Raw genomic sequence first — 20,749 nt, forward strand, 5'->3', positions numbered from 1 at the left:
GGGCGAGCGTCATTGGGCGCCTGAAGCGGGCGGGACGGCCGCTCCCCGGGCTGCGGGGGGCTCCATCACGGTTTCCTGAAAATCCGCCATTTCGTGCCCTGTTGCATCGCGGTCCGCATCATAGACCACAGTTTCGGGCCCGGGCGGGCCTTCGGCGTGGGCTGTTCCAGCGGCAGCCTGCCGCAGATCGGCGGCGAACTGGCGGCCTGTCTGGTAGCGGGCTTCGGGGCGTTTTTGCAGCGCCAATGCCACCACCCTGGCCACGGCGGGGGACAGGTCGGGGCGCAGCTCGCGGATGTCGGGCGCATCCACGCTGGCTATCTTGTGCATCAGCTCCGTCATGGAGGCGCCGCGCAACGGAAGGGCGCCAGCCAGCAACTGGAACAGCGAAATGCCCAGCGAGTACAGGTCCGAACGGCCATCCACCTTCTTGCCCGCCAGCTGCTCCGGTGACATGAAGCTGGGGGTGCCCAGCACCAGCCCCGTGCGGGTCTTGCTGGAGTCGGTGATGCGGGCAATGCCGAAGTCCGTCACCTTCACCGTGTCGGTAGCGCTGTCGAACATGATGTTGGCGGGCTTGATGTCGCGGTGCACCACGTGGTGGGCATGGGCGTAGTCCAGTGCGTCGGCCACGCGAGCGGCAATCGACAGCACGGTGGGCACGGGCAGCAGGTGCTCCTTGGCGCAGGCATGGGCCAGGTCCCGGCCCTTGAGGAATTCCATGGCGATGTACGCCAGGTCATGTTCCTCGCCGGCATCGAAGATGGTCACGATGTGCGGGTGCTGCAGGCGCCCGGCCGTTTCGGCCTCCCGGAAGAAGCGGGCCCGTGCGTCGATCAGCGCATCGCCCTCAAACTCCTGGCCCAGGGCCAGGGTCTTGATGGCCACCACGCGGCCAATCTTGGGGTCCCGGCCCAGGTAGACGACGCCCATGGCGCCTTTGCCGATCTCCCGGTCGATCTGGTAGCGCCCGAGCATGGGCACGCCGAGTGAAGCGTCTCCGGGAAGTCGCGGGCTGGCCGTGCCTGCGGGGGACTCGGAGGCGGGTTGGCTGCTGGGAGCGCCTTCGCCCTGCAGTTGGGCGCGCGCCCGCTTGTAGCGGCTGCGGGCATCTTTGTATTGGCGGTTGTGCCGCAGGATATGTTCGTAGACCGCTTTGGCCTTGGCGAAATTGCGCTTGCGCTCAAAGTCTTCCGCCAGGTGGTACAGGTTGTCCAGCAAGGCATCGCTGGCAGGCACTTTGCGCAGGCGCTCGAAGGCCATGTCCAGCTGTCCTTGGCCGTGCAGTGCCAGCCCCATCATCCGGTCGGCTTCTGCCGATTCGGCCGATGGCGACCGGGTGCCTCCGCGGCTTCTGCCGAGCAGTGCGGCCACCACGGCCCCTGCCACGAGCCCGGTGGCCGGAAGCACGAGTGCGATCCACAGGCTGGCATACCGCAGCAACCCCCATTCGATGCCCACAAGGGCCAGCGCCAGCCCAACGCCAATGCCCAGGGCCACCGGCCTGCGGGCCCGTGCAGCCAGCCCTGCCACCACCAGGAGCACGCCGACAGCCACGGACCCGGAGGCCCAGGGCCCCCAGGCGGGTTCCTGCACTCCGAGGCCCAGGCGGATGGACGACAGCGCACGCGCCAGGATTTCCACGGGGTACATGCCCTCTCCCCGCCCTTGCGCGAGGCCTGTGGCTGGTGGCGTCTCGGCGGTGGCACCCACCAGCACGATCTTGTCCTTGAAGTGGGTGGCGGGGGTTTTCCCGTCGAGCACGCTGGTGAACGAAGAGGTGGAGAACGCCGCCGACCCATCGCGTGAGACGGGCGTGTGGGGGCGCAGGGTGGCCGTGCTGTCCGTGGCGACGTGCAGCCCGCCCAGCCGCAGGCCGGCGGATGTCTCCTGGATGCGGATGTCGCTGGGCCCCAGGTGCAGGCTGTGCTGTGCGGCCAGCAAGGCCAGCGATGGGATGCCGGCGTTGTCATAGCGCAGGAGCAGCGGCACCTGGCGAACCTGGCCGTCCGGGTCCGCCTCCAGGTACAGGTGGCCGACTCCGGCCGCAGCCAGGCCCAGGGGGGCGACAGGGTGCCGGGCCGAGAGGGCCGGCGTGGCATAGGTGCCGGGGTCGGGCAGCGTGCTGCGGCGCACATAGGATGGCAAGGCGGCTGGTGTTCCGGTAGGTGCATACCGCGAGGCCAGCAGCACATTGCCCGCCCGCTGGATGGCGCCCGCCAGGCGGGCGTCGGCGTCAAGTGCCACATCGGCCTCGGCCGCAATGCGGCTGAGCTCCGTGGCCAAGGGGGATCCGTCTGCCGCCGCCGCCAGGGTTTCGCGGATCTTGCGCACATAGCCCAGGCCCCGGTCACTGTGGGGCTCCGTAAGGTCGGGGGTGTAGACGATGGTCTTGGCGCCACCGGCGGCCAGCAGGTCAATCAGCCGCGCATGGGTGTCGCGGGGCCATGGCCAGGGGCCCAAGGCCGCCAGGCTGGCATCGTCGATGCCCACAATGGCAATTTCGGCCAGCGGCGGGGGGGCGGATGCGCTGGTGGCCGCGTCGTAGAGCGCGTATTCCAGCCGCTGCGCGAGGCCGGAGGCTGCGCACAGCGCCGCCACTGCCAACGCAGCCAGTGCGCTCCAAAAGCCGTCGGTACGCCACACATCCAGCCGCCGTGCCGAGGTTTTTCTTCCCACTTGCTGTTGTTCCACTCAGGTATTGAGAGGTCATTCAAGCAATATCCGAGCCCAGCTGCAAGGGGCCCACCGGACGGTGGCTGGAGGGGTGAAATGGCCCTGCAAGCCGGCCTGCGTGCCGTTCTTGTCGGAAGGCAGGCCCAGGGGGCGCCCCGGGCCTGCCATTTTTGTCACACCGATGGCCTGGCCACCGATGAGTGCTGCGGGCCTCAGTCTGCAGATTGGCTTCGTGCCTTTGAGGGCCAGAACTTGCCCACGCCGACCACCAGTGCCGCACCCAGGGCTGCCGCCACGTAGTGGAGTGCCGGGTGTGCCGCAGCATAGTCGTGCAGGATGGCGTCGCTGGCGATGGTTTCGCCGCCCACCCAGCCGATCAGCGCGGCGCCCAGCACCACGATGAAGGGGAAGCGCTCCATGAGCTTGATCATGAGCGTGCTGCCGAAGATGACCAGGGGAATGCTGATGGCCAGACCCAGGACCAGCAGGATGACGTTGCCTTGGGCGGCGGCTGCCACGGCGATCACGTTGTCCAGGCTCATGACCAGATCGGCAATGAGAATGGTGCGCACGGCCGCCATCAGGCTGCCATAGGTCTTGGATTCGCCCTCGTCCTCTTCCTCATCGCTGAGCAGCTGGAAACCAATCCACAGCAGCAGGCAACCGCCCACGATCTGCAGGAAGGACAGCTCCAGCAGCTTGGCGGCCACCACGGTCAGCAAGATGCGCAGCACCACGGCCGCACCGGAGCCCCAGAAAACGGCTTTCTTCTGCTGATGGGGGGGGAGGGACCGGGCCGCGAGTGCGATGACCACCGCGTTGTCGCCCGACAGGATGATGTTGATCCAGACGATCTTCACCAGGCCGATCCAAAAATCGGCACTTTGCATAAACTCCATGACTGAACTCCACTGTTATGAATGCAAGAAGCGCCCGGAACCGGAGTTCCGAGCGCTTCTTTTTGTTGGAGCCGCCAGTCTAGCGGGCTGATTCGCGGGGGTCGTCCGTAATTGTGCTTACGGACAGCTCCCGGCTTACTTCAGCTGGGCCTTGAGCAGCTTGCCCAGTTCCGACGGGTTGCGGGTGATGATGAAACCCGACTCTTCCATGATGGCGAGCTTGGCATCGGCCGTGTCGGCGCCGCCAGAGATCAGCGCGCCGGCGTGGCCCATGCGCTTGCCGGGAGGGGCGGTCACGCCAGCGATGAAGCCCACGATAGGCTTCTTCATGTTGGCCTTGCACCATTGGGCGGCTTCGGCTTCGTCAGGACCGCCAATTTCGCCGATCATGATGACGGCGTCGGTGTCTGGATCGTCGTTGAAAGCCTTCATCACATCGATGTGCTTGAGGCCGTTGATGGGGTCGCCACCAATGCCCACGGCGCTGGACTGGCCCAGACCCACTTCGGTCAGCATGGCCACGGCTTCGTACGTCAGCGTGCCGGAGCGGCTGACCACGCCGATGCGGCCCTTGCGGTGGATGTGACCGGGCATGATGCCGATCTTGATTTCGTCAGGCGTGATCAGGCCAGGGCAGTTGGGGCCCAGCAGCAGGGTCTTCTTGCCGCCAGCCGCTTCCTTGGCCTTCATCTTGTTGCGCACTTCCAGCATGTCGCGCACTGGAATGCCTTCGGTGATGCAGATGGCCAGGTCCAGGTCGGCTTCCACAGCTTCCCAGATGGCGGCAGCAGCGCCTGCGGGCGGCACGTAGATCACCGACACGGTGGCGCCGGTCTGGTGAGCGGCTTCCTTGACGGAGGCGTAGATCGGGATGTTGAAGATGGACTCGCCGGCCTTCTTCGGGTTCACGCCGGCCACGAAGGCGTTCTTGCCGTTCGCGTATTCCTGGCACTTCTCGGTGTGGAACTGGCCCGTCTTGCCCGTGATGCCTTGGGTGATGACCTTGGTGTCTTTGTTGATGTAGATCGACATGTGTGTTCTCCGGGCTTACTTGACGGCAGCAACGATCTTGGTCGCAGCTTCGGCCATGGTGTCTGCGGCGATGATGGGCAGGCCGGACTCGGCCAGCATCTTCTTGCCCAGCTCTTCGTTCGTGCCCTTCATGCGCACGACCAGCGGCACGTTCAGGTTCACGGCCTTGCAGGCGGTGATCACGCCGGTGGCGATGGTGTCGCACTTCATGATGCCGCCGAAGATGTTGACCAGAATGCCTTCGACCTTGGGGTTCTTGAGCATGATCTTGAAGGCTTCGGTGACCTTCTCGGGGGTGGCACCGCCGCCCACGTCCAGGAAGTTGGCTGGCTCGCCGCCGAACAGCTTGATGGTGTCCATGGTGGCCATGGCCAGGCCGGCGCCGTTCACCAGGCAGCCGATGTTGCCATCGAGGCTGATATAGGCCAGGTCGAACTTGGAGGCTTCCACTTCGGCCGGATCTTCTTCGTCCAGATCGCGGAAGGCCACGATTTCAGGGTGGCGGAACAGCGCGTTGGCATCGAAGTTGAACTTCGCGTCCAGGGCCATCAGGTTGCCCTTGGAGTCGCAGTTCAGCGGGTTGATTTCCACCAGCGACGCGTCGGTTTCCATGTAGCACTTGTAGATCTTGGCGAAGATGTCTACGGCCTGGTCAATGGAAGCACCGGTCAGGCCGATGGCGGCTGCAACCTTCTTGCTTTGCTCGGTGGTGATGCCGGCAATGGGGTCGATCATCTCGGTGATGATCTTTTCGGGCGTGGAGTGCGCCACTTCCTCGATGTCCATGCCGCCTTCGCTCGAAGCGATCAGGGCCACCTTTTGCGTGGCGCGGTCGGTGACCAGCGACACATACAGTTCGTTCTTGATGTCGGCGCCGTCTTCGATGTACAGGCGGCGGACCTTCTGGCCTTCGGGGCCGGTCTGGTGCGTCTTGAGCTGCATGCCCAGGATCTCGCCTGCGATGCGCTTGACGTCTTCAATGGTCTTGGCAACCTTCACGCCGCCGCCCTTGCCACGGCCACCAGCGTGGATCTGGGCCTTGACAACCCACACGGGGCCGCCGAGCTTCTGGGCTGCTTCGACGGCTTCTTGCACCGTGAATGCGGGAATGCCGCGCGGAACGGGCACACCAAAATTGCGCAAGATTTCCTTGCCTTGGTATTCGTGAATCTTCATGAGGTCTCTCTCAGGGGAAGGATGGTGGTTACCCGTTTACCATGAACAACAAAATGTCTGGCCGCGGGCTGGGAACATGGCAACCAGCGACTGTATCATGTTGCAACGCACCATTCTTGTGCATGGCTGACGGCCGCCTGGTCCCGGCAGGTGGCCGGGTTTTGTCTTTTTGTGGTTTGTTTTGGCAGACGCTGCCACCTTTTTTGCAGGAGTACCTCCCATGTCCAGAGTCTTTATCGATGGCGAAGCCGGCACCACGGGCCTGCAGATCCGTGAGCGCCTGCAGGCCATGCCCCAGGTCGAGCTGGTGAGCATTGCGCCCGAGCTGCGCAAGGACCCCAACGCCAAGCGCGACCTGATCGCTGGCGTGGACCTGGTGGTGCTGTGTCTGCATGACGATGCAGCACGCGACACCGTGGCCATGGTCGATGCGATCACGCAGAGCACGGGCCGCACGATCAAGGTCATTGATGCCAGCACCGCCCACCGCACGGCCGCAGGTTGGGTGTATGGGTTCCCGGAGCTGGACGCATCGCAGACCCAGGCGGTGCGCGAAGCCACCCGCGTCTCCAACCCAGGCTGCTACGCCACGGGCGCCATTGCGCTGCTGCGCCCGCTGGTGGACGCAGGCCTGGTCCCCAAAGACGCTGCGTTGAGCCTGCCATCGGTGTCTGGTTACTCGGGCGGCGGCCGCACCATGATCGAGGCCTACGAAGCAGGCACGGCTGCACCCTACGAGGCCTACGCGCTGGGCCTGACGCACAAGCACATCCCTGAGATCCTGCGCTACACCGGGCTCACACGCCGCCCGGTCTTCATCCCGGCCGTGGGCAACTTCCGCCAAGGCATGCTGGTGCAACTGCCTGTGCACCTGGACCTGCTGCCCGGCGCCCCCAAGGCCAGCGACCTGCACGATGCGCTGGCCAGCCACTACAGCCGCACCAACACGCCAGAGCAATGGGTCAGCGTGCTGCCACCCACCGACGATTGGAAGCTGGCGGCCGACACACTGGCCGACACCAACAAGCTGGAACTGCGCGTGTTTGCCAACGAGGAACACCGCCAAGCCGTCGTCATTGCACGCCTGGACAACCTGGGCAAGGGCGCCAGTGGCGCTGCGGTGCAAAACATGAAGCTGATGCTGGGCGTGTAAGGCCGCGTGGGTCGGGGTGCCGACCCACCCGTCAGACACAGCACACAGTCACTCCTCGTCCGACGCCCCGGTGCCCTGCACGGCACGCCGCACCACATCACCAGAAAACCCCCGCGCCAGCAAAAAACGCATGTGCTTGGCGCGGGTTTGCGGGTCTGTCGCGGGCTCGCCAAACTTGCGGCGCCACACCTCGTGGGCGCGCTCCAGCTCACTGCCCTGCAACTGGGCCACAGCGTCTTGCACGGCCTCTGCCCCCAGTCCTTTGGATTGCAGCTCTTGCCGGATGCGTGCCGCGCCCAAGCGGCTGGCACGGCGGTGCAGCACCGACTCCACCACCCGCGCCTCGCTGATGAAGTCTTTGGACTGCAGTTCATCGAGCACCGCGTTCAGGTCTTCACCCTCTTGCACATGGGGGCTGAGCTTGCGCAACAGCTCGGCCCGCGAGTGCTCGCGCTGGCCCAGCAACTGCAAAGCGCGGCCTTTGAGCGATAGCGTGGTGAATCCCATATAGGCCTCAAATGCTTCTGTTTTGATAGCTGATAGCGCTTATTGGATAAGCGCTATCAGCCAATTTCTTTCAAATCCAGAAGCATCCAGCGTGACACATCACTCGTCGGCAGTGGCCGCTGGGACTTGCAACGCACCAGGCAGCAGGGCAATGCCCAGGCCTTCGCGCACCTTGTTCTCGATCTCGCGGGCCAGGTCGGGGTTCTCGCGCAAAAACTCCCGCGCGTTGTCGCGGCCTTGGCCGATCTTTTCACCGTTGTAGGCGTACCAGGCGCCGCTCTTTTCCACGATCTTGGCGGTCACGCCCATGTCGATGATCTCGCCCTCGCGGCTGATGCCTTCGCCGAACAGGATGTCGAACTCGGCCGTCTTGAACGGGGGGCTCACCTTGTTCTTGACCACCTTGACCTTGGTCTCGTTGCCGATGGCTTCGTCGCCCTTCTTGATGGTGCCGGTGCGGCGGATGTCCAGGCGCACCGAGGCGTAGAACTTGAGCGCATTGCCGCCAGTCGTGGTTTCGGGGCTGCCGAACATCACGCCGATCTTCATGCGGATCTGGTTGATGAAGATGACCATGCAGTTGGTCTTCTTGATCGTGGCGGTGAGTTTGCGCAGCGCCTGGCTCATCAGGCGGGCCTGCAGGCCGGGCAGCGCGTCGCCCATTTCGCCTTCGATTTCAGCCTTGGGCGTGAGCGCGGCCACCGAGTCCACCACGATCAGGTCCACTGCGCCCGAGCGCACCAGGCTGTCCACGATTTCGAGCGCCTGCTCGCCCGTGTCGGGCTGGCTGATCAGCAGGTCGGACAGCTGCACGCCGAGCTTCTGGGCGTATTGCACGTCCAGGGCGTGTTCCGCATCGACGAAGGCGCAGGTGCCGCCCTGCTTTTGCATCTCGGCCACCACCTGCAGCGTGAGCGTGGTCTTGCCCGACGATTCCGGGCCATAAATTTCCACCACGCGGCCGCGGGGCAGGCCGCCCACGCCCAGCGCGATATCCAGGCCCAGCGAGCCGGTGGAGACCACCTGGATGTCCTCGATCACCTCGCCCTCACCCAGGCGCATGATGGTGCCCTTGCCAAATTGTTTCTCGATCTGGGCGAGCGCGGCGGCCAGGGCCTTGGCCTTTTCGGTGTTCACGGGCAATGCGGGGTTGGTGCCTTTGACTGCGACGTCCATGAGAAAACTCCTTGAAAAACAACGGGTTGGATGTTTGCACCGCTCTGCAATTAATTACAGGCTGGATGCTTGAACAGTAGTTTATGCGAGCTGTTTGGCGGTATTCAAGCGTAATTTGGTCAGTTTGCCTGACAATCTGCCATGCCTGACATTCTCCCTCCAGCGCCCGTCCAAGATGGCTGGCGCCAGACCCACCTGGGCCGCCTGCTCGGCCACGCCATGCGCCGTTTCGACGCCCGGGTGCTGCAACTCATGGCCCGCAACATCGAGGTGCCGCTGGCGCTGTCCAATCTCGCGGCGCGCGACCAGGTCAGCGCTGCCCATGTGCACATCACGCGCCACTTGGCGCTCTCGGGCGACCGGCTGACGGACCTGGCCCAGCGTGCGGGCATGACCAAGCAGGCCATGGCCGACCTGGTTCAACAAGCCGAGGCCTGGGGCCTGGTCACGCGCGAGGCCGACCCGCTGGATGCGCGTGCGCGCCGGGTGTGCTTCACCCCTGTGGGGCTGGCCTGGTTGCAGGCGTTCCGCGATGCCGTGGCGCAGGCCGAGGCCGAGTTCCGCGAGGAAGTGGGGCGCGATGTGGCCACGGTGGTGGCGATCGGGCTGGAGGCCTATGCGGGGGGCGCCGCCAGCTGAAGTGTGGCGCTGCCATCGCCGCCCGCACCCGCCGGCTGCGCGCAGGCCAGCAGCCACTGCCGAAAGCACTGCAGCGCATGCAACTGCGTGCGCCCCTCGGGGTAGCAGAGCCAGTAGCCCACCTCGCTGGGGTAGCCCCCGCGCAGGGGGGCATCGGCCAGGGGCTCGCGCACCAGGCCGGCGGTGATCTCGTCCTGCACCAGGCAGCGCGGCACCAGCGCCAGGCCCATGCCGGCCATCACGGCGCGGATCATGGTCTGGAACTGGTCGAACTGCGGGCCGGCCAGTGGGTCGATGCGGCCCGGCACGCCCTGGGTTTCGCTCCAGCGCAGCCAGGCCTCGGGCACGGTCACGTGGCGCAGCAGGGTGTGGCGCGCCACGTCGCGCGGGGTGTGGATGGGCCAGTCGGCCACCTTGCTGCGCGGTGCGATCAGGGCCACATCGTTGCCCGTGATGTAGTGCGCATGGGCGCCGGGCCAATGGCCATCGCCGAACAGGATGGCGCAGTCGAGTTCGGGCCGCTCGAAGTTGTAGCTGTGCACGTAGGGCACGAAATGCAGCGTGACCTGCGGGTGCTGCTGCTGGAACTGCGGCAGGCGCGGGATGAGCCACTTGGCCGCAAAGGTGGGCAGGCTGGAGAGGTGCAGGGCGCCCCCGCCGTCGTCGCTGGTGATGAGTTCCAGCGTGGCGCTTTCCAGCTGGGCCAGCACCGAACGCACGGCCTTCTCGTAGCGCTCGCCCGCCGGGGTCAGCGCCAGGCGCTTGCGGCTGCGCTCGAACAGCGGCACGCCCACCCAGCCCTCCAGCTCCTTGATCTGCTTGCTCACGGCGCTTTGCGTGAGGTGCAGCGCCTCGGCTGCGCGCGACACGCCGCCGAACCGCGTCACGGTAGAAAACGCCCGCAGCAGGTGCACGGGGGGCGAGAGGCGGCGCAGGGACGACATGCTAAGTAATCAAATCATTCCACATTGGAATGTTATCAGGCATATCCATTGCTTGGTACAGCCCTTTGATTCATTTACTCTCGACCCACCCCATAGGAGAATTCTTCATGCAACGCCGTCACCTGCTCAACGCATTGGCCGCCGTATCTTTCGTTCCAGGAATGTCTTTGGCGCAAGAGGGCAAGCCCCTGCGCCTCGTCGTGCCCTTTCCACCCGGGGGCGCCACCGACATCACGGCCCGCAGCCTGCAGGAGTCGCTGGCGCGCATCCTCAAGCAGCCCGTGGTGCTGGACAACCGGGGCGGCGCCGGTGGCTCCATCGGCATGGCCGAAGTGGCGCGCGCCCCGGCCGACGGCCTCACCATCGGCGTGGCCACGTTGTCCACCCATGGCGTGAACCCCGCCGTGTACAGCAAGCTGCCCTACCACCCCACCAAGGACTTCGTGGGCGTGACCGAGATCGTGAAGGCCCCGGGCGTCATCGTGATCAACCCGGCCGTGCTGCCGGTCAAGGACTTTGCCGACCTTGTGAAGTACCTCAAGGCCCATCCCGGCAAGGTCTCGTACGCCACGCCGGGCAACGGCACCATCGGCCACATGTGGGGCGAGCTGTTCAAGAGCAGCACCGGCACTTCGATGGTGCACATCCCCTACCGGGGCGCGGGCCCGGCCGTCAATGACGTGCTGGCCGGGCAGGTGGCGGTGTATTTCGACCAGGTGGCCTCGTCGCTGCCGCACGTCAAGGCCGGCAAGCTCAAGGCGCTGGCCGTGTCCTGGCCCGAGCGGCTGGATGTGCTGCCCGAGGTGCCCACCTATGCCGAGCTGGGCTACAAGCAGGCCAATGAACCCTCGTGGTTCGGCCTGGTGGCGCCTGCGGGAACGCCCGCCGCGGCGGTGGACCGCATCCAGCAGGCGGTGGCCCAGGCGCTGAAGGAGCCCGCCGTGCGCGAGCGCCTGGCGGGCCAGGGCCTGTACCCCTCGGGCACCACGCCCAAGGAGTTCACGGCCCAGATTGCCAGCGAGATCGACAAGATGAAGCGCGTGGCGGCCTACGCCAAGATTGCCCTCGACTGATTTGTTCTCCCCCGGGCCTGGTGCCCGGACCGGCCACAGCTGGGATGCCCTGACGCGGGGCCCTGTCTTCAGGGATAACCATAGTCACATCCCGGTCTGGGCGGCTAGGCCAGCCGCCCTCCTTTGCGCACACTCTGCCTATGCATGCAGCCTTGAAACTGATCCACCACCGCTTTCAACAAGCCCAGCCTGGCCTGACCGGCTCGCCCGGGCTGGCCACACCCGCCGTCCGCATGGTGACGGCCCTGCCCGGCAGCACCCCGCTGGTGCTCGACTCGCCCCACAGCGGCACCCAGTACCCGGCCGACTTCGGCTCCGCCTGCGACCTGCCCACGCTGCGGCGCGCTGAAGACACCCATGTCGAAAAGATCTACGCCTTTGCCCCCGCCTTGGGCGTGGCCTGGATCGAAGCCCACTTTCCCCGCATCTACCTGGATGCCAACCGCGACACCACCGAGCTCGACACCAGCTTGCTCGACGGCGCGTGGACCGACCCCATCTCCACCGACCCCCAGGTGCTCAGCAAGGTGCGCCTGGGCAAGGGCCTGGTCTGGAAGTTCACCGACGAAGGCGAGCCCATCTACAAGCGCCTGCTCACGGTGGCCGAGGTGCGCGCGCGCATCGACCGCTGCTGGCGCCCCTACCACGCGGCGGTGGCCCAGGCCATCGACGCCGCCCGCGCGCGCCATGGCTACAGCATCCACCTCAACTGCCATTCCATGCCCGCCGTGGCCGGGCGCTTTGCCACCGAGTTTCCGGGGCTGGAGCATGCCGACTTCGTGATCGGTGACCGCGACGGCACCACCGCCAGCCCGGCGCTGTCGGCACTGATCTGCGAGCACCTGCGCGCCTGTGGCTACAGCGTGGAATACAACCACCCCTACAAGGGCGTGGAGCTGGTGCGCCGCTACGGCCACCCCGCGCAGCACCGCCACAGCATCCAGGTCGAGATCAACCGCAAGCTCTACATGGACGAGCAGACCCTGGCGCAGCACCCCGAGGGCATGGCGCGCCTGCAGGCCGACCTGCAGGCCCTGGTGCACAAGCTGCTGGCGCACGACCCGCGCTGAGCACCCGGCCCGGCCTCTCAGCCTCTCAGCCTCTCAGCCTCTCAGCCTCTCAGCCTCTCAGGCCAGCAGCGTGGAGACGCCTGCGTAGAGCAGGTCCATGCTGTCCGCCGTGGCGATGTTGCTGTGGGCCAGGCCCGCGCGCGAACCATCGAGCGCGACCACCGACATGGCCTGGAAGCCCGCGTCCTGGCCGTTGTGCAGCAGCCAGCCCGTGCCGTGCTCCGCATGCACCAGCCAGCCCAGGCCATAGCGGCCTGCGGGAGCGCGCCCCAGGTCGTGCAGGCCCTGCACGTAGCTGCGCGGCAGGGGCGTGGACTCGCCGCGCAGCGCCCGCAGGTGCCACTGCAGCCACAGCGCATCGTCCTGCACCGTGAGGCTCACAGCGCCCGCCGGGTCCAGGGTCTCCAGCCAGACGCGCTCCGGGGCTTCGGTCAGGGGCTCGGGCACGAGCTGCCCGTTCGCGAGGTCGTGGCCCGAGGGCTGCAGGCTGCCCAGGCGCAGCGGCTCCCCAATGAACAGCGACACGCCCAGGGGCTGCGCCACGCGCTGGCGCAGCAGCTCGGCCCAGCCCTGGCCTGTGGCCGCGCGCAGCATGCGGGCCGCCAGTGCGTAGCCGGCATTGGAATAGGCAAAGCCCGGGTCCGCGCCAGCGCCGCGGATGGGCGGCTGGCGCAGCAGCCAGGCCAGGAAGAAGGCCTCCACTTCGGCCGGCTCCTGCAGCCGCGCGATCACGTCGATCCCCACGGAATTCACGAAGGTGTTCAAGTCTTCGAGGGCGGTGAAGGCCATCACGCCCGCACGGTGGTCCAGCAGGTCGCGCAGCGTGATCGGCTGGTAGGCGGGCAGGGCCTCGCGGGCCAGCCCGGGCAGTACCTGGGCCAGGGGGCTGTCCCAGCGCAGCAGGCCCTGGTCCACCACGCTCGCGGCCACGCAGGCGGTCATGGCCTTGGTGTTGGAGCCAATGGCCATCAGGTCGCCGCTCGCCAGCGGGGCGCTGCCCCCCAGCCGGCGCAGGCCGGCCACCGCCACGCGGGTGTGGCGCGCATCGGCCCACCCGGCAGCGGCGCCCACCACCCCCTGTTTCACCAGCCCGTCGGCCAGCGCCTGCACACGCCCCTGCGCTGCGCCGGGGCCGTTGTGGTCGCCGCCACCGCCGCCGCAGGCGGTGAGCAAGCTACCCAGCGCGGTCAGGCCTGCGGCGGCCAGCCAGTGGCGGCGCGAGAGGGGGACGCCGTGCGCCGCTGAAGGGGTTGCAAGGCTTGAAAGGTTCATGGCATCTCGTGAAGTGAAGAAGATGCCGGCATTGTTGAAACGCGAACCTTGGGCCAACCCAAAGATCCCGCGCAGATGGGGGCAGGCCGCTGGGCGCGGGTTCTCAGCCCGCCACCGGCCAGCGCAGCGTGAAACCCACGCCCCGCCCATGCAGCCCCGGCCCCAGGCGGACCTGCCCGCCCAGGTGGCCGATGGCCTGCTGCGCAATGGTGAGCCCCAGGCCCGAGCCGCTGCTGCGCGCGCGCGGCGAGCGCCAGAAGCGCTCGAACACCCGGGCCTGCTCGCCGGCCTCGATGCCGGGGCCGTCGTCGGCGATCCAGACCACCACATCGCCGCCCTCCTGCGCCACCCGCAGCTGCACCTCGCGCCCCGCACCGGGGCCCGCGCCGTGCTTGAGCGCGTTGTCCAGCACATTGCCCAGGGCGGACCAGAGCAATTGCCGGTCAAGGGGCAGCACCCAAGTGTCCGGGCCCTCAAGCGACAGCTCCACGCCCAGGCCCTCGGCCCAATGGGCGCGTTCGGCCAGGCAGTCCTGCAGCAGGGCCATCAGGTCCTGGGGCGCGGCGTGCAGCGCGGGGGCTTCTTCGAGTGCGGCCAGGGTGAGCAACTGCTCGCTCAGGTGCGCGGCGCGCTGCACGGCGCGCATCAGCGCCTCGCCGGCCTGCGCGCGCGCGGGGCCTTCGGGGGCTTGCGCCAGCACATGGGCCTGCGTGGCGATGACGGCCATGGGGGTGCGCAGCTCGTGGGCCGCGTCGTGCACCAGGGCCTTTTCGCGCGCCAGGTGGGCCCGCAGGCGCGCCAGCAACTGGTCGAATGACTGGGCGAGGCCGTGCAATTCGCGCTCGGGCGGCAGGTGCTGCAGCGGCCGCAGGTCGTGGGCCGAGCGCGCCGCGATCTGGGCGCCTAGCCGCGCCAGCGGGCGCAGCCCCGTGCGCACGGCCAGCCACAGGGGCAGGCCCACCAGCGGCAGCGCCAGCAGCACCGAGGCCGCCAGGTCTTCGCCCATGAAGCCGAGCAGGCGCGCATCGGGCAGGCGGGGCTCGGCCGCCACCACCCGCCAGGGCCCGGCGCTTTCCCAGGCCACCCAATGGGGGGCGCCAGCCACCTCCATGGGGGCGTGGCCCGAATCGCCAGCCAGCACCATGGCTGGCACACCGGCCGTGCTGCTGTGCAGCAGCTGGCCTGCGCGGTCCTGCAGCTGCAGCAGCACCGGGCTGCCCTGCAGCAGGTCCACGTCCGCGCGCATGGCGTTGAGGGTGTGGGCCATGCCGTGCACCAGCGCCCGGGCCTCGGTGGGCTGTTCCAGCGCGGCCAGCGCCCCCGCCAGCCCCTGGGCGAGCTGGCGCACGCCGGGGTTGGTGTCCATGGCGCGGTAGTGGGTGAGGGCCGCCTGGGCCAGCAGCACCAGCCACACCAGGGCCATGGCTGCGAGCAACGCCAGCAGGGTGCGGCGCGTGAGGCTGGGGCCCCACCAGCGCTGCGGCAACAGCACAGGCTCCGTCATGGCTGCAGCCGATAGCCCACGCCGCGCACGGTGGCGATGCGCGCCCCACCGATCTTCTTGCGCAGGTTGGAGACATGCACCTCCAGCGTGGCGGCGTCCAGCGCGTCGCCCAGGGGTTCGAGCCGCTGGGCGAGCACATTCTTGGCCACCACCTTGCCGGGCTCGCGCGCCAGCTCCACCAGCAGCCGGAATTCGCGCGGCGACAGCGCCAGCGGCGCATCGCTCAGCCAGGCTTCGTGCCGCCGGGGCGCCAGGCGCAGCGCGCCCAGCGCCCATTCCTCGCTGGCCTGGCGCGCGCTGCGCCGCAGCACGGCATGCAGGCGCGACAGCAGCTCCGGCACGTCGAAGGGCTTGAGCACGTAGTCGTCGGCGCCGCCGTCCAGACCATCGAGCCGGTCCTGCAAGGCGGTGCGGGCCGTGATCACGATCACAGGCAGGGTGAGGCCCGCGCGGCGCCAGCGGCGCAGCAGCGCCATGCCCTGGCCATCCGGGAGGGTCAGGTCCAGCAGCACGGCGGCGACCTCGTTGGCGTCGGGCAGCGGCGGCGTGGCGGCCGCGCTGCGCAGCCACTGCACCGTGAAGCCGCCCTGCTGCAGCGCCTGCAGCAGCGCCTGGCCCAGGTCCAGGTCGTCTTCGATGAGCAGGATGTGCATAGGGAGCGCATTTTCCACACCCGAGCTTGCGCCCAGCCAAAGACCGCGCCCTAAAATCAAGCCACAGAACGACCGGCCTTGTCCCCACGGGCCGCACCACAGGAGACACCCCCATGCGCATTCTTATTGCCGAAGACGACCAGGTGCTGGCCGATGGCCTGCTGCGCACCCTGCGCGCCTCGGGGGCCGTGGTGGACCATGTCGCCAGCGGCAGCGAGGCCGATGCGGCGCTGATGACCAACAACGAGTTCGACCTGCTCATCCTGGACCTGGGCCTGCCCAAGATGCACGGGCTGGAGGTGCTGAAGAAACTGCGCGGCAGGGGCTCGGCCCTGCCCGTGCTCATCCTCACCGCCGCCGACAGCGTGGAAGAGCGCGTGAAGGGCCTGGACTTTGGCGCCGACGACTACATGGCCAAGCCCTTCTCGTTGCAGGAGCTGGAGGCGCGCGTGCGTGCCCTCACGCGCCGGGGCATGGGCGGCACCAGCAGCTCCATCAAGCATGGCCCGCTGGTGTACGACCAGGCCGGCCGCGTGGCCACCATCGACGGCAAGATGATCGAACTGTCGGCGCGCGAGCTGGGCCTCTTGGAAGTGCTGCTGCAGCGCGCCGGCCGCCTGGTGAGCAAGGAGCAGCTGGTGGAGCGCCTGTGCGAGTGGGGCGAAGAGGTGAGCAACAACGCCATCGAGGTCTACATCCACCGCCTGCGCAAGAAGATCGAGGGCGGCCCCATCCGCATCGCCACCGTGCGCGGCCTGGGCTACTGCCTTGAAAAAATCCCTGGATAGTATGAAATTGATAGCTATCAAGGCATGATGGATGCGCGGTAGCGGCCAATTTAGTTCATAAAACCAGCACGGCAAACGCCTTGAAGATCTTCCAGCGCGAGCAGCGCTCCCTGTTTGGCGAAATTCTCGACTGGATGCTCACGCCGCTCTTGCTGCTGTGGCCCGTGAGCCTGGCGCTCACCTGGCTGGTGGCGCAGGGGCTGGCCAACAAGCCGTTCGACCGCGCGCTCGAATACAACGCCCATGCGCTGGCCCAGCTGGTGTCCGTGGCGGGTGACAAGGCGCAGTTCAACCTGCCGCAGCCCGCCAGCGAGATCCTGCGCGCCGACGACTCTGACATCGTCTACTACCAGGTCATCGGCCCGGGCGGCGAGTTCCTGTCGGGCGAGCGCGAGCTGCCCGAGCCCCCGGGCGACGAAGTGCCCCTGTCGGGCGAGGTGCGCCTGCGCGACGGTGAAATGCGCGGCATCGACATCCGCGTGGCCTACATCTGGGTGCGGTTGCCGCTGGAAGGCACGCCCGTGGCCCTGGTCCAGGTGGCCGAAACCCGCGAAAAGCGCAGCGTGCTGGCCACCGAAATCATCAAGGGCGTGATGCTGCCGCAGTTCGTCATCCTGCCCCTGGCCGTGCTGCTGGTGTGGCTGGCGCTGGCGCGCGGCATCCAGCCCCTGAACCAGCTGGAGCAGCGCATCCGCGCGCGCAACCCCGACGACCTCTCGCCGCTGGACGACCGCACCGTGCCGCTCGAAGTGGCGCCGCTGGTGGCCTCGGTGAACGACCTGCTCACGCGCCTGAACGATTCGCTGGCCACGCAAAAGCGTTTTCTGGCCGACGCCGCGCACCAGCTCAAGACCCCGCTTGCCGGCCTGCGCATGCAGGCCGACCTGGCGCAGCGCGAGGGCACCAGCACCGAGGAGCTCAAGCGCTCGCTGCAGCAGATCGGGCGCTCCAGCATCCGCGCCACCCACACCGTCAACCAGCTGCTGGCGCTGGCGCGTGCCGAGGGCAGCGGTGTGGGCATTGCGCGCCAGCCCTGCGACCTGGCGCGGCTGACCATCGAAGTGGTGCGCGACTCGGTGCCGCGTGCGCTCGACAAGAAGATTGACCTGGGCTACGACGGCGCCGAGCCCGGATCGCCCGGCGTGCTGCTCGACGGCAACCCCACGCTGCTCAAGGAGCTGGTGCGCAACCTCGTGGACAACGCCATCAACTACACGCCCTCCACCCCCGAGCGGCCCGGCGTGGTCACGGCCCGCGTGCTGGCTGACACCTTTGGCCATGTGCTGCTGCTGCAGGTCGAGGACTCGGGCCCTGGCGTGCCCGAGGCCGAGCGCGAGCTGGTGTTCCAGCCCTTCTACCGGGCGCTGGGCAGCGAGGCCGATGGCTCGGGCCTGGGTCTGCCCATCGTGCTGGAGATCGCGCGCAAGCATGGCGCCGAGGTTGGCCTGGAAGACGCACGCCCCGGCCAGCAGCCGCCGGGGGCGCGCTTCAGCGTGCGGTTTGTGGCACGGGGGGCGGTGGCGGGGGGGTGACGTGAAACACCCCCTGAGTCGCTTCGCGCCTTCCCCCTCTCTCGCCTTGCTGAGCAAGGCGGGAGGGGGACGCCCCCGGTGCCCGCAAGCGAAGCGCCGCTTGCGCAGCTCGGCGGCCCTTGCACAGGGGCGCTGGCTGGGGCCGCGCCGGTTTCATCCGCTGCGGGTGGCGCGCAGCGCCATGGATAACTGATACCGATGGATGTTCAGCTGGCGAGCCCCGACGGGGTGAGCCACTTTTTCAGAGCGCAGAGCGGCCGAGCAAACTTCCCTGGGCGTTCCGTCGCAGGCAGTACGACAAGACGGGACAACGACGCCAGGGGAGTTGGGTTCGCCGCTCTCAGCCGCAACTGCGCAGCGTCTTGCCCGCCATGGCGCTGCGCAGCGTGTCCAGCTGGGGGCGCAGGGCGTCGTTCACGGCGGGCAGGCGCAGGGTGAAACCGGTGGAATCGGGCCGCTCCTGGATCACGCGGGCCGTGCGCACGCCCTTGGCGCCCAGGTTGGTCAGTTCGCGCTCGGCGGCTTCCTTGGTGGAGAAGCGGCCCAACGACAGGCCCAGCTCCAGCGTCCCGCCTGCGCGGTCAAAGTCCACCTTGCGCGCGCGCAGCTCGGCGCGTTTCTTGTCCAGGGTCTCCGCATCGTCGAAGCGCCCCATGTAGACCATCCAGCGGCCCGTGATGGGTGTGGGCTCCAGGGACCAGCTGCCCTGGGGCAGGCCGGCGGCGGCCGCGCGCAGGGCCTCGGCCTGGCGGTCGTCAAACACACCGGCCTGCAGGCATTCGGCGGGGTCGGCGGCCGGGGCGGGGGGGGCGTCGGCGGTGGTGGCACTGGCCGCAGGGGCGGGCGCCGCAGGCGGCGGCGCCGGGGGGCTGGCAGAGGCCTTGCTGGGGTTCACCTTCAGGATCTGCAGCGTCTCGGGCCGGATCTGCTGGTCCATGCGCTGGGGCTCGGCCTGCTCCTGCGGGGCCCAGCCCCAGGGGCGCAGGTGGCCCTGCGACCACGCGAAGTAGCCCGCGTTGGCCAGCAGCAGCACGATCACGGCGAGTCGAAGCATGGGGAAGGCCTTTCGGTGGGCGTGGGGTCAGGCTCTCAGACCGGCGGCACGGCGCTGGGCCGCACGCTGATTTCGGAGCTGGTGATGGCCTGCATGCCACCGGCCGTGTGCACCAGCAGCGCGCCATCGTCGCCCACGCCATGCGCAGTGCCGGTGTGGCCGTCGCTCAGCGTCACGGCACGGCCTTGCAGCACATCGCGTGCGGCAAAGCGGGGTTGCATGGGCGCAAAGCCATAGCCTTCAAACGCCTGCAGCATGGCCACCAGCGGCGGCAGGATGCGCAGCAGCGCGGCGGGGGCGTCCAGGCCGGGTTCCACGTCCTGCAGGCTGCCCGGCGGCATGCTCATGCCCTCGGGGCTGCGCGGCAGCACGTTGATGCCGATGCCCACCACCACGTAGCGTGCGGTGCTGTTGCTGCTATGGGTGCCGGCCTGCGGGGCCGCTGCCTGGGGCGCCACGAAGCTCGCCGTTTCCACCAGGATGCCGCCGAGCTTGCGGTCGCCCCCCGCACCGCTGCCACCGCCCAGCCACAGGTCGTTGGGCCACTTCAGGCCCATGCGCGCGGGCTGGCCTGCGCCCAGCGGCGGCAGCACGGGTTGCAGGCTCTCGGCCACGCTCACGCCCACGGCGAGCGAGAGGCCCGACCAGTCCTTGGGCGCCAGCGGCAGGCCCAGGGACATCATCAGCGACGGCATGGCCCCCACGCTTGCCGCTTCGCGTGCGGCGCTGCCCCCCAAGGGGGCCTTCGCAGCTTGGGGCGGCCCGGCGCTGCTCACATCCACACCGCTGTACCACACCCGCCCCAGCCGCCCGCGCCCGGCGGTCTGCTGCTCGGCCACCAGCAGGGTGGGCTCGCACTGGCCTGCGCGCGCACGGCGCATGAGTTCGGTGTTGGTGGAGTCGACGGTGGGCAGCACCTCGACGCTAAAGCCCGGCAGCAGGGGCGATACCGCCTCCCAGACGGCTTCGGCGGGCCAGCGGATGGGGGCACTCATGGCCGGGCCTTTTTGGCGGCCTTGGCCGAGGGTTTGGACGGCGAAAGGGGTGGCATGGGCGGTGCCCAGCCACGCTTGGGCGCCAGCAGCGTGCCCCGGCAGTTGGTGCTGCCGCACCAGCAGGGGTATTCGGCCTTGAGCTTCGGGGTGTAGCGCTCCTCGATGATCAGGCCGTAGTCGTAGTTCAGCTCTTCGCCCGCCGGGATGTTGCGCAGCGCGGTGATGAAAATGCGGCCATCGCGCTCGTCGGCGTAGCAGTTGGGGTTGCAGCTGTGGTTGATCCAGCGCGACGAGTTGCCGCCGAACTTGGCGTCGATCACATGGTCTTCATCCACATGGAAGTAGAACGTGTGGTTGGGCTGCAGGGGGTCGTGCGGGTGGCGGTCCTGCGCTTCCTGCCAGCCGATCACTTCGCCCGTGTACTCCACAAGGACTTCGCCCTCTGCAATATCCTGCACGGCAAACACGCCCTTGCCATGCACGCCCGAGCGCCGGGTCTGGATGCGGCGGCCTGGTGCAAGGAGGGGGGCAGCGGGCGATGCGGAGCGGGGCATGGCAAAAACTCTGTTAACTTGATGGTGCACACATGTGTGTGCGTGCGCGTGT

At 68.0% G+C, this 20,749-nt stretch carries 19 protein-coding genes; 6 read left to right on the forward strand and 13 right to left on the reverse strand.

Annotation, left to right across the window (positions count from 1 at the left end; genetic code table 11):
* Positions 1 to 9: 9 nt before the first annotated feature.
* The 4 genes from DBV10_RS07895 to sucC form a co-directional block, all read right to left on the reverse strand.
* The gene (locus DBV10_RS07895) at positions 10 to 2,694 is read right to left on the reverse strand and encodes a CHASE2 domain-containing serine/threonine-protein kinase (protein ID WP_233589848.1); all 2,685 of its coding nucleotides are present in this window, start codon (positions 2,692 to 2,694) and stop codon (positions 10 to 12) included.
* Between the two features lie 194 nt (positions 2,695 to 2,888).
* Positions 2,889 to 3,575, reverse strand: coding sequence for a TerC family protein (locus DBV10_RS07900; protein ID WP_124512315.1), 687 nt, complete (start codon positions 3,573 to 3,575; stop codon positions 2,889 to 2,891).
* Between the two features lie 135 nt (positions 3,576 to 3,710).
* Positions 3,711 to 4,607, reverse strand: coding sequence for a succinate--CoA ligase subunit alpha (gene sucD / locus DBV10_RS07905; protein ID WP_099657212.1), 897 nt, complete (start codon positions 4,605 to 4,607; stop codon positions 3,711 to 3,713).
* Between the two features lie 15 nt (positions 4,608 to 4,622).
* On the reverse strand, positions 4,623 to 5,783 hold the full coding sequence (gene sucC / locus DBV10_RS07910; RefSeq protein WP_124512317.1) for an ADP-forming succinate--CoA ligase subunit beta: 1,161 nt from the start codon (positions 5,781 to 5,783) through the stop codon (positions 4,623 to 4,625).
* Between the two features lie 220 nt (positions 5,784 to 6,003).
* On the opposite strand from sucC, the gene argC reads away from it, so the two are divergent.
* Positions 6,004 to 6,936 (forward strand): N-acetyl-gamma-glutamyl-phosphate reductase, encoded by a 933-nt coding sequence (gene argC, locus DBV10_RS07915; protein ID WP_124512319.1) that lies wholly within the window; start codon positions 6,004 to 6,006, stop codon positions 6,934 to 6,936.
* A gap of 48 nt (positions 6,937 to 6,984) precedes the next feature.
* Here the strand turns inward: argC and recX are convergent, their stop codons facing one another.
* Together recX and recA are read right to left on the reverse strand one after the other, a co-directional pair.
* On the reverse strand, positions 6,985 to 7,443 hold the full coding sequence (gene recX / locus DBV10_RS07920; RefSeq protein WP_124512321.1) for a recombination regulator RecX: 459 nt from the start codon (positions 7,441 to 7,443) through the stop codon (positions 6,985 to 6,987).
* A 99-nt stretch (positions 7,444 to 7,542) separates the two neighbouring features.
* Entirely contained in the window at positions 7,543 to 8,619 is a 1,077-nt protein-coding gene (gene recA, locus DBV10_RS07925) for a recombinase RecA (RefSeq protein ID WP_124512323.1), read from the reverse strand.
* Positions 8,620 to 8,760: 141 nt separating this feature from the next.
* Between recA and DBV10_RS07930 the strand changes: the two genes are divergently transcribed.
* Entirely contained in the window at positions 8,761 to 9,258 is a 498-nt protein-coding gene (locus DBV10_RS07930) for a MarR family winged helix-turn-helix transcriptional regulator (protein ID WP_124512325.1), read from the forward strand.
* On the opposite strand, the gene DBV10_RS07935 is transcribed toward DBV10_RS07930, so the two are convergent.
* A complete protein-coding gene (locus DBV10_RS07935; RefSeq protein ID WP_124512327.1) occupies positions 9,234 to 10,202 on the reverse strand; it encodes a LysR substrate-binding domain-containing protein in 969 nt (322 codons plus the stop codon). The genes DBV10_RS07930 and DBV10_RS07935 overlap by 25 nt on opposite strands.
* A gap of 107 nt (positions 10,203 to 10,309) precedes the next feature.
* Here DBV10_RS07935 and DBV10_RS07940 point away from each other — a divergent pair, with 107 nt between their 5' ends.
* Positions 10,310 to 11,275, forward strand: coding sequence for a tripartite tricarboxylate transporter substrate binding protein BugE (locus DBV10_RS07940; protein WP_124512329.1), 966 nt, complete (start codon positions 10,310 to 10,312; stop codon positions 11,273 to 11,275).
* A gap of 140 nt (positions 11,276 to 11,415) precedes the next feature.
* Positions 11,416 to 12,345: an N-formylglutamate amidohydrolase gene (locus DBV10_RS07945; protein ID WP_124512331.1), complete on the forward strand. Its 930-nt coding sequence runs from the start codon at positions 11,416 to 11,418 to the stop codon at positions 12,343 to 12,345.
* Between the two features lie 57 nt (positions 12,346 to 12,402).
* Here DBV10_RS07945 and DBV10_RS07950 read toward each other — a convergent pair whose 3' ends face one another.
* The 3 genes from DBV10_RS07950 to DBV10_RS07960 all read right to left on the reverse strand — a co-directional run bounded on the left by DBV10_RS07950 (position 12,403) and on the right by DBV10_RS07960 (position 15,774).
* Positions 12,403 to 13,617 carry a serine hydrolase gene (locus DBV10_RS07950; protein WP_124512333.1) on the reverse strand — a complete coding sequence of 405 codons (1,215 nt, stop codon included), beginning with the start codon at positions 13,615 to 13,617 and terminating at the stop codon, positions 12,403 to 12,405.
* A gap of 103 nt (positions 13,618 to 13,720) precedes the next feature.
* Positions 13,721 to 15,121: a HAMP domain-containing sensor histidine kinase gene (locus tag DBV10_RS07955; protein WP_124512335.1), complete on the reverse strand. Its 1,401-nt coding sequence runs from the start codon at positions 15,119 to 15,121 to the stop codon at positions 13,721 to 13,723.
* Positions 15,118 to 15,774: a response regulator gene (locus DBV10_RS07960; protein ID WP_124512337.1), complete on the reverse strand. Its 657-nt coding sequence runs from the start codon at positions 15,772 to 15,774 to the stop codon at positions 15,118 to 15,120. The genes DBV10_RS07955 and DBV10_RS07960 overlap by 4 nt, the downstream gene beginning before the upstream one ends.
* Before the next feature lie 113 nt (positions 15,775 to 15,887).
* On the opposite strand from DBV10_RS07960, the gene DBV10_RS07965 reads away from it, so the two are divergent.
* Both DBV10_RS07965 and DBV10_RS07970 read left to right on the forward strand, forming a co-directional pair.
* Positions 15,888 to 16,562: a response regulator transcription factor gene (locus tag DBV10_RS07965; RefSeq protein WP_124512339.1), complete on the forward strand. Its 675-nt coding sequence runs from the start codon at positions 15,888 to 15,890 to the stop codon at positions 16,560 to 16,562.
* 80 nt (positions 16,563 to 16,642) lie between these two features.
* Complete coding sequence (locus DBV10_RS07970; RefSeq protein ID WP_124512341.1) at positions 16,643 to 18,094, forward strand: sensor histidine kinase; 1,452 nt, start codon at positions 16,643 to 16,645, stop codon at positions 18,092 to 18,094.
* 340 nt (positions 18,095 to 18,434) lie between these two features.
* Here DBV10_RS07970 and DBV10_RS22875 read toward each other — a convergent pair whose 3' ends face one another.
* From DBV10_RS22875 to DBV10_RS07980, 3 genes are read right to left on the reverse strand one after another with little or no spacing between them, the layout of a single operon-like run.
* Positions 18,435 to 19,148: an SPOR domain-containing protein gene (locus DBV10_RS22875; protein ID WP_199740062.1), complete on the reverse strand. Its 714-nt coding sequence runs from the start codon at positions 19,146 to 19,148 to the stop codon at positions 18,435 to 18,437.
* 35 nt (positions 19,149 to 19,183) lie between these two features.
* Entirely contained in the window at positions 19,184 to 20,143 is a 960-nt protein-coding gene (locus DBV10_RS07975; RefSeq protein WP_124512343.1) for a biotin--[acetyl-CoA-carboxylase] ligase, read from the reverse strand.
* Positions 20,140 to 20,697 (reverse strand): SET domain-containing protein, encoded by a 558-nt coding sequence (locus DBV10_RS07980; protein WP_124512345.1) that lies wholly within the window; start codon positions 20,695 to 20,697, stop codon positions 20,140 to 20,142. Before DBV10_RS07980 ends, DBV10_RS07975 begins: the two co-directional genes overlap by 4 nt.
* Positions 20,698 to 20,749: the final 52 nt, after the last annotated feature.

It is taken from the genome of Acidovorax sp. FJL06 (assembly GCF_003852545.1).
Classification (GTDB): domain Bacteria; phylum Pseudomonadota; class Gammaproteobacteria; order Burkholderiales; family Burkholderiaceae_C; genus Acidovorax.

Coding starts and splice junctions, on each gene's coding strand:
- DBV10_RS07900 (WP_124512315.1), bottom strand. CDS start 3,575: ATGGAGTTTATGCAAAGTGCCGATTTTTGGATCGGCCTGGTGAAGATC.
- sucD (WP_099657212.1), bottom strand. CDS start 4,607: ATGTCGATCTACATCAACAAAGACACCAAGGTCATCACCCAAGGCATC.
- sucC (WP_124512317.1), bottom strand. CDS start 5,783: ATGAAGATTCACGAATACCAAGGCAAGGAAATCTTGCGCAATTTTGGT.
- argC (WP_124512319.1), top strand. CDS start 6,004: ATGTCCAGAGTCTTTATCGATGGCGAAGCCGGCACCACGGGCCTGCAG.
- recX (WP_124512321.1), bottom strand. CDS start 7,443: ATGGGATTCACCACGCTATCGCTCAAAGGCCGCGCTTTGCAGTTGCTG.
- recA (WP_124512323.1), bottom strand. CDS start 8,619: ATGGACGTCGCAGTCAAAGGCACCAACCCCGCATTGCCCGTGAACACC.
- DBV10_RS07930 (WP_124512325.1), top strand. CDS start 8,761: ATGCCTGACATTCTCCCTCCAGCGCCCGTCCAAGATGGCTGGCGCCAG.
- DBV10_RS07935 (WP_124512327.1), bottom strand. CDS start 10,202: ATGTCGTCCCTGCGCCGCCTCTCGCCCCCCGTGCACCTGCTGCGGGCG.
- DBV10_RS07940 (WP_124512329.1), top strand. CDS start 10,310: ATGCAACGCCGTCACCTGCTCAACGCATTGGCCGCCGTATCTTTCGTT.
- DBV10_RS07945 (WP_124512331.1), top strand. CDS start 11,416: ATGCATGCAGCCTTGAAACTGATCCACCACCGCTTTCAACAAGCCCAG.
- DBV10_RS07950 (WP_124512333.1), bottom strand. CDS start 13,617: ATGAACCTTTCAAGCCTTGCAACCCCTTCAGCGGCGCACGGCGTCCCC.
- DBV10_RS07955 (WP_124512335.1), bottom strand. CDS start 15,121: ATGACGGAGCCTGTGCTGTTGCCGCAGCGCTGGTGGGGCCCCAGCCTC.
- DBV10_RS07960 (WP_124512337.1), bottom strand. CDS start 15,774: ATGCACATCCTGCTCATCGAAGACGACCTGGACCTGGGCCAGGCGCTG.
- DBV10_RS07965 (WP_124512339.1), top strand. CDS start 15,888: ATGCGCATTCTTATTGCCGAAGACGACCAGGTGCTGGCCGATGGCCTG.
- DBV10_RS22875 (WP_199740062.1), bottom strand. CDS start 19,148: ATGCTTCGACTCGCCGTGATCGTGCTGCTGCTGGCCAACGCGGGCTAC.
- DBV10_RS07975 (WP_124512343.1), bottom strand. CDS start 20,143: ATGAGTGCCCCCATCCGCTGGCCCGCCGAAGCCGTCTGGGAGGCGGTA.
- DBV10_RS07980 (WP_124512345.1), bottom strand. CDS start 20,697: ATGCCCCGCTCCGCATCGCCCGCTGCCCCCCTCCTTGCACCAGGCCGC.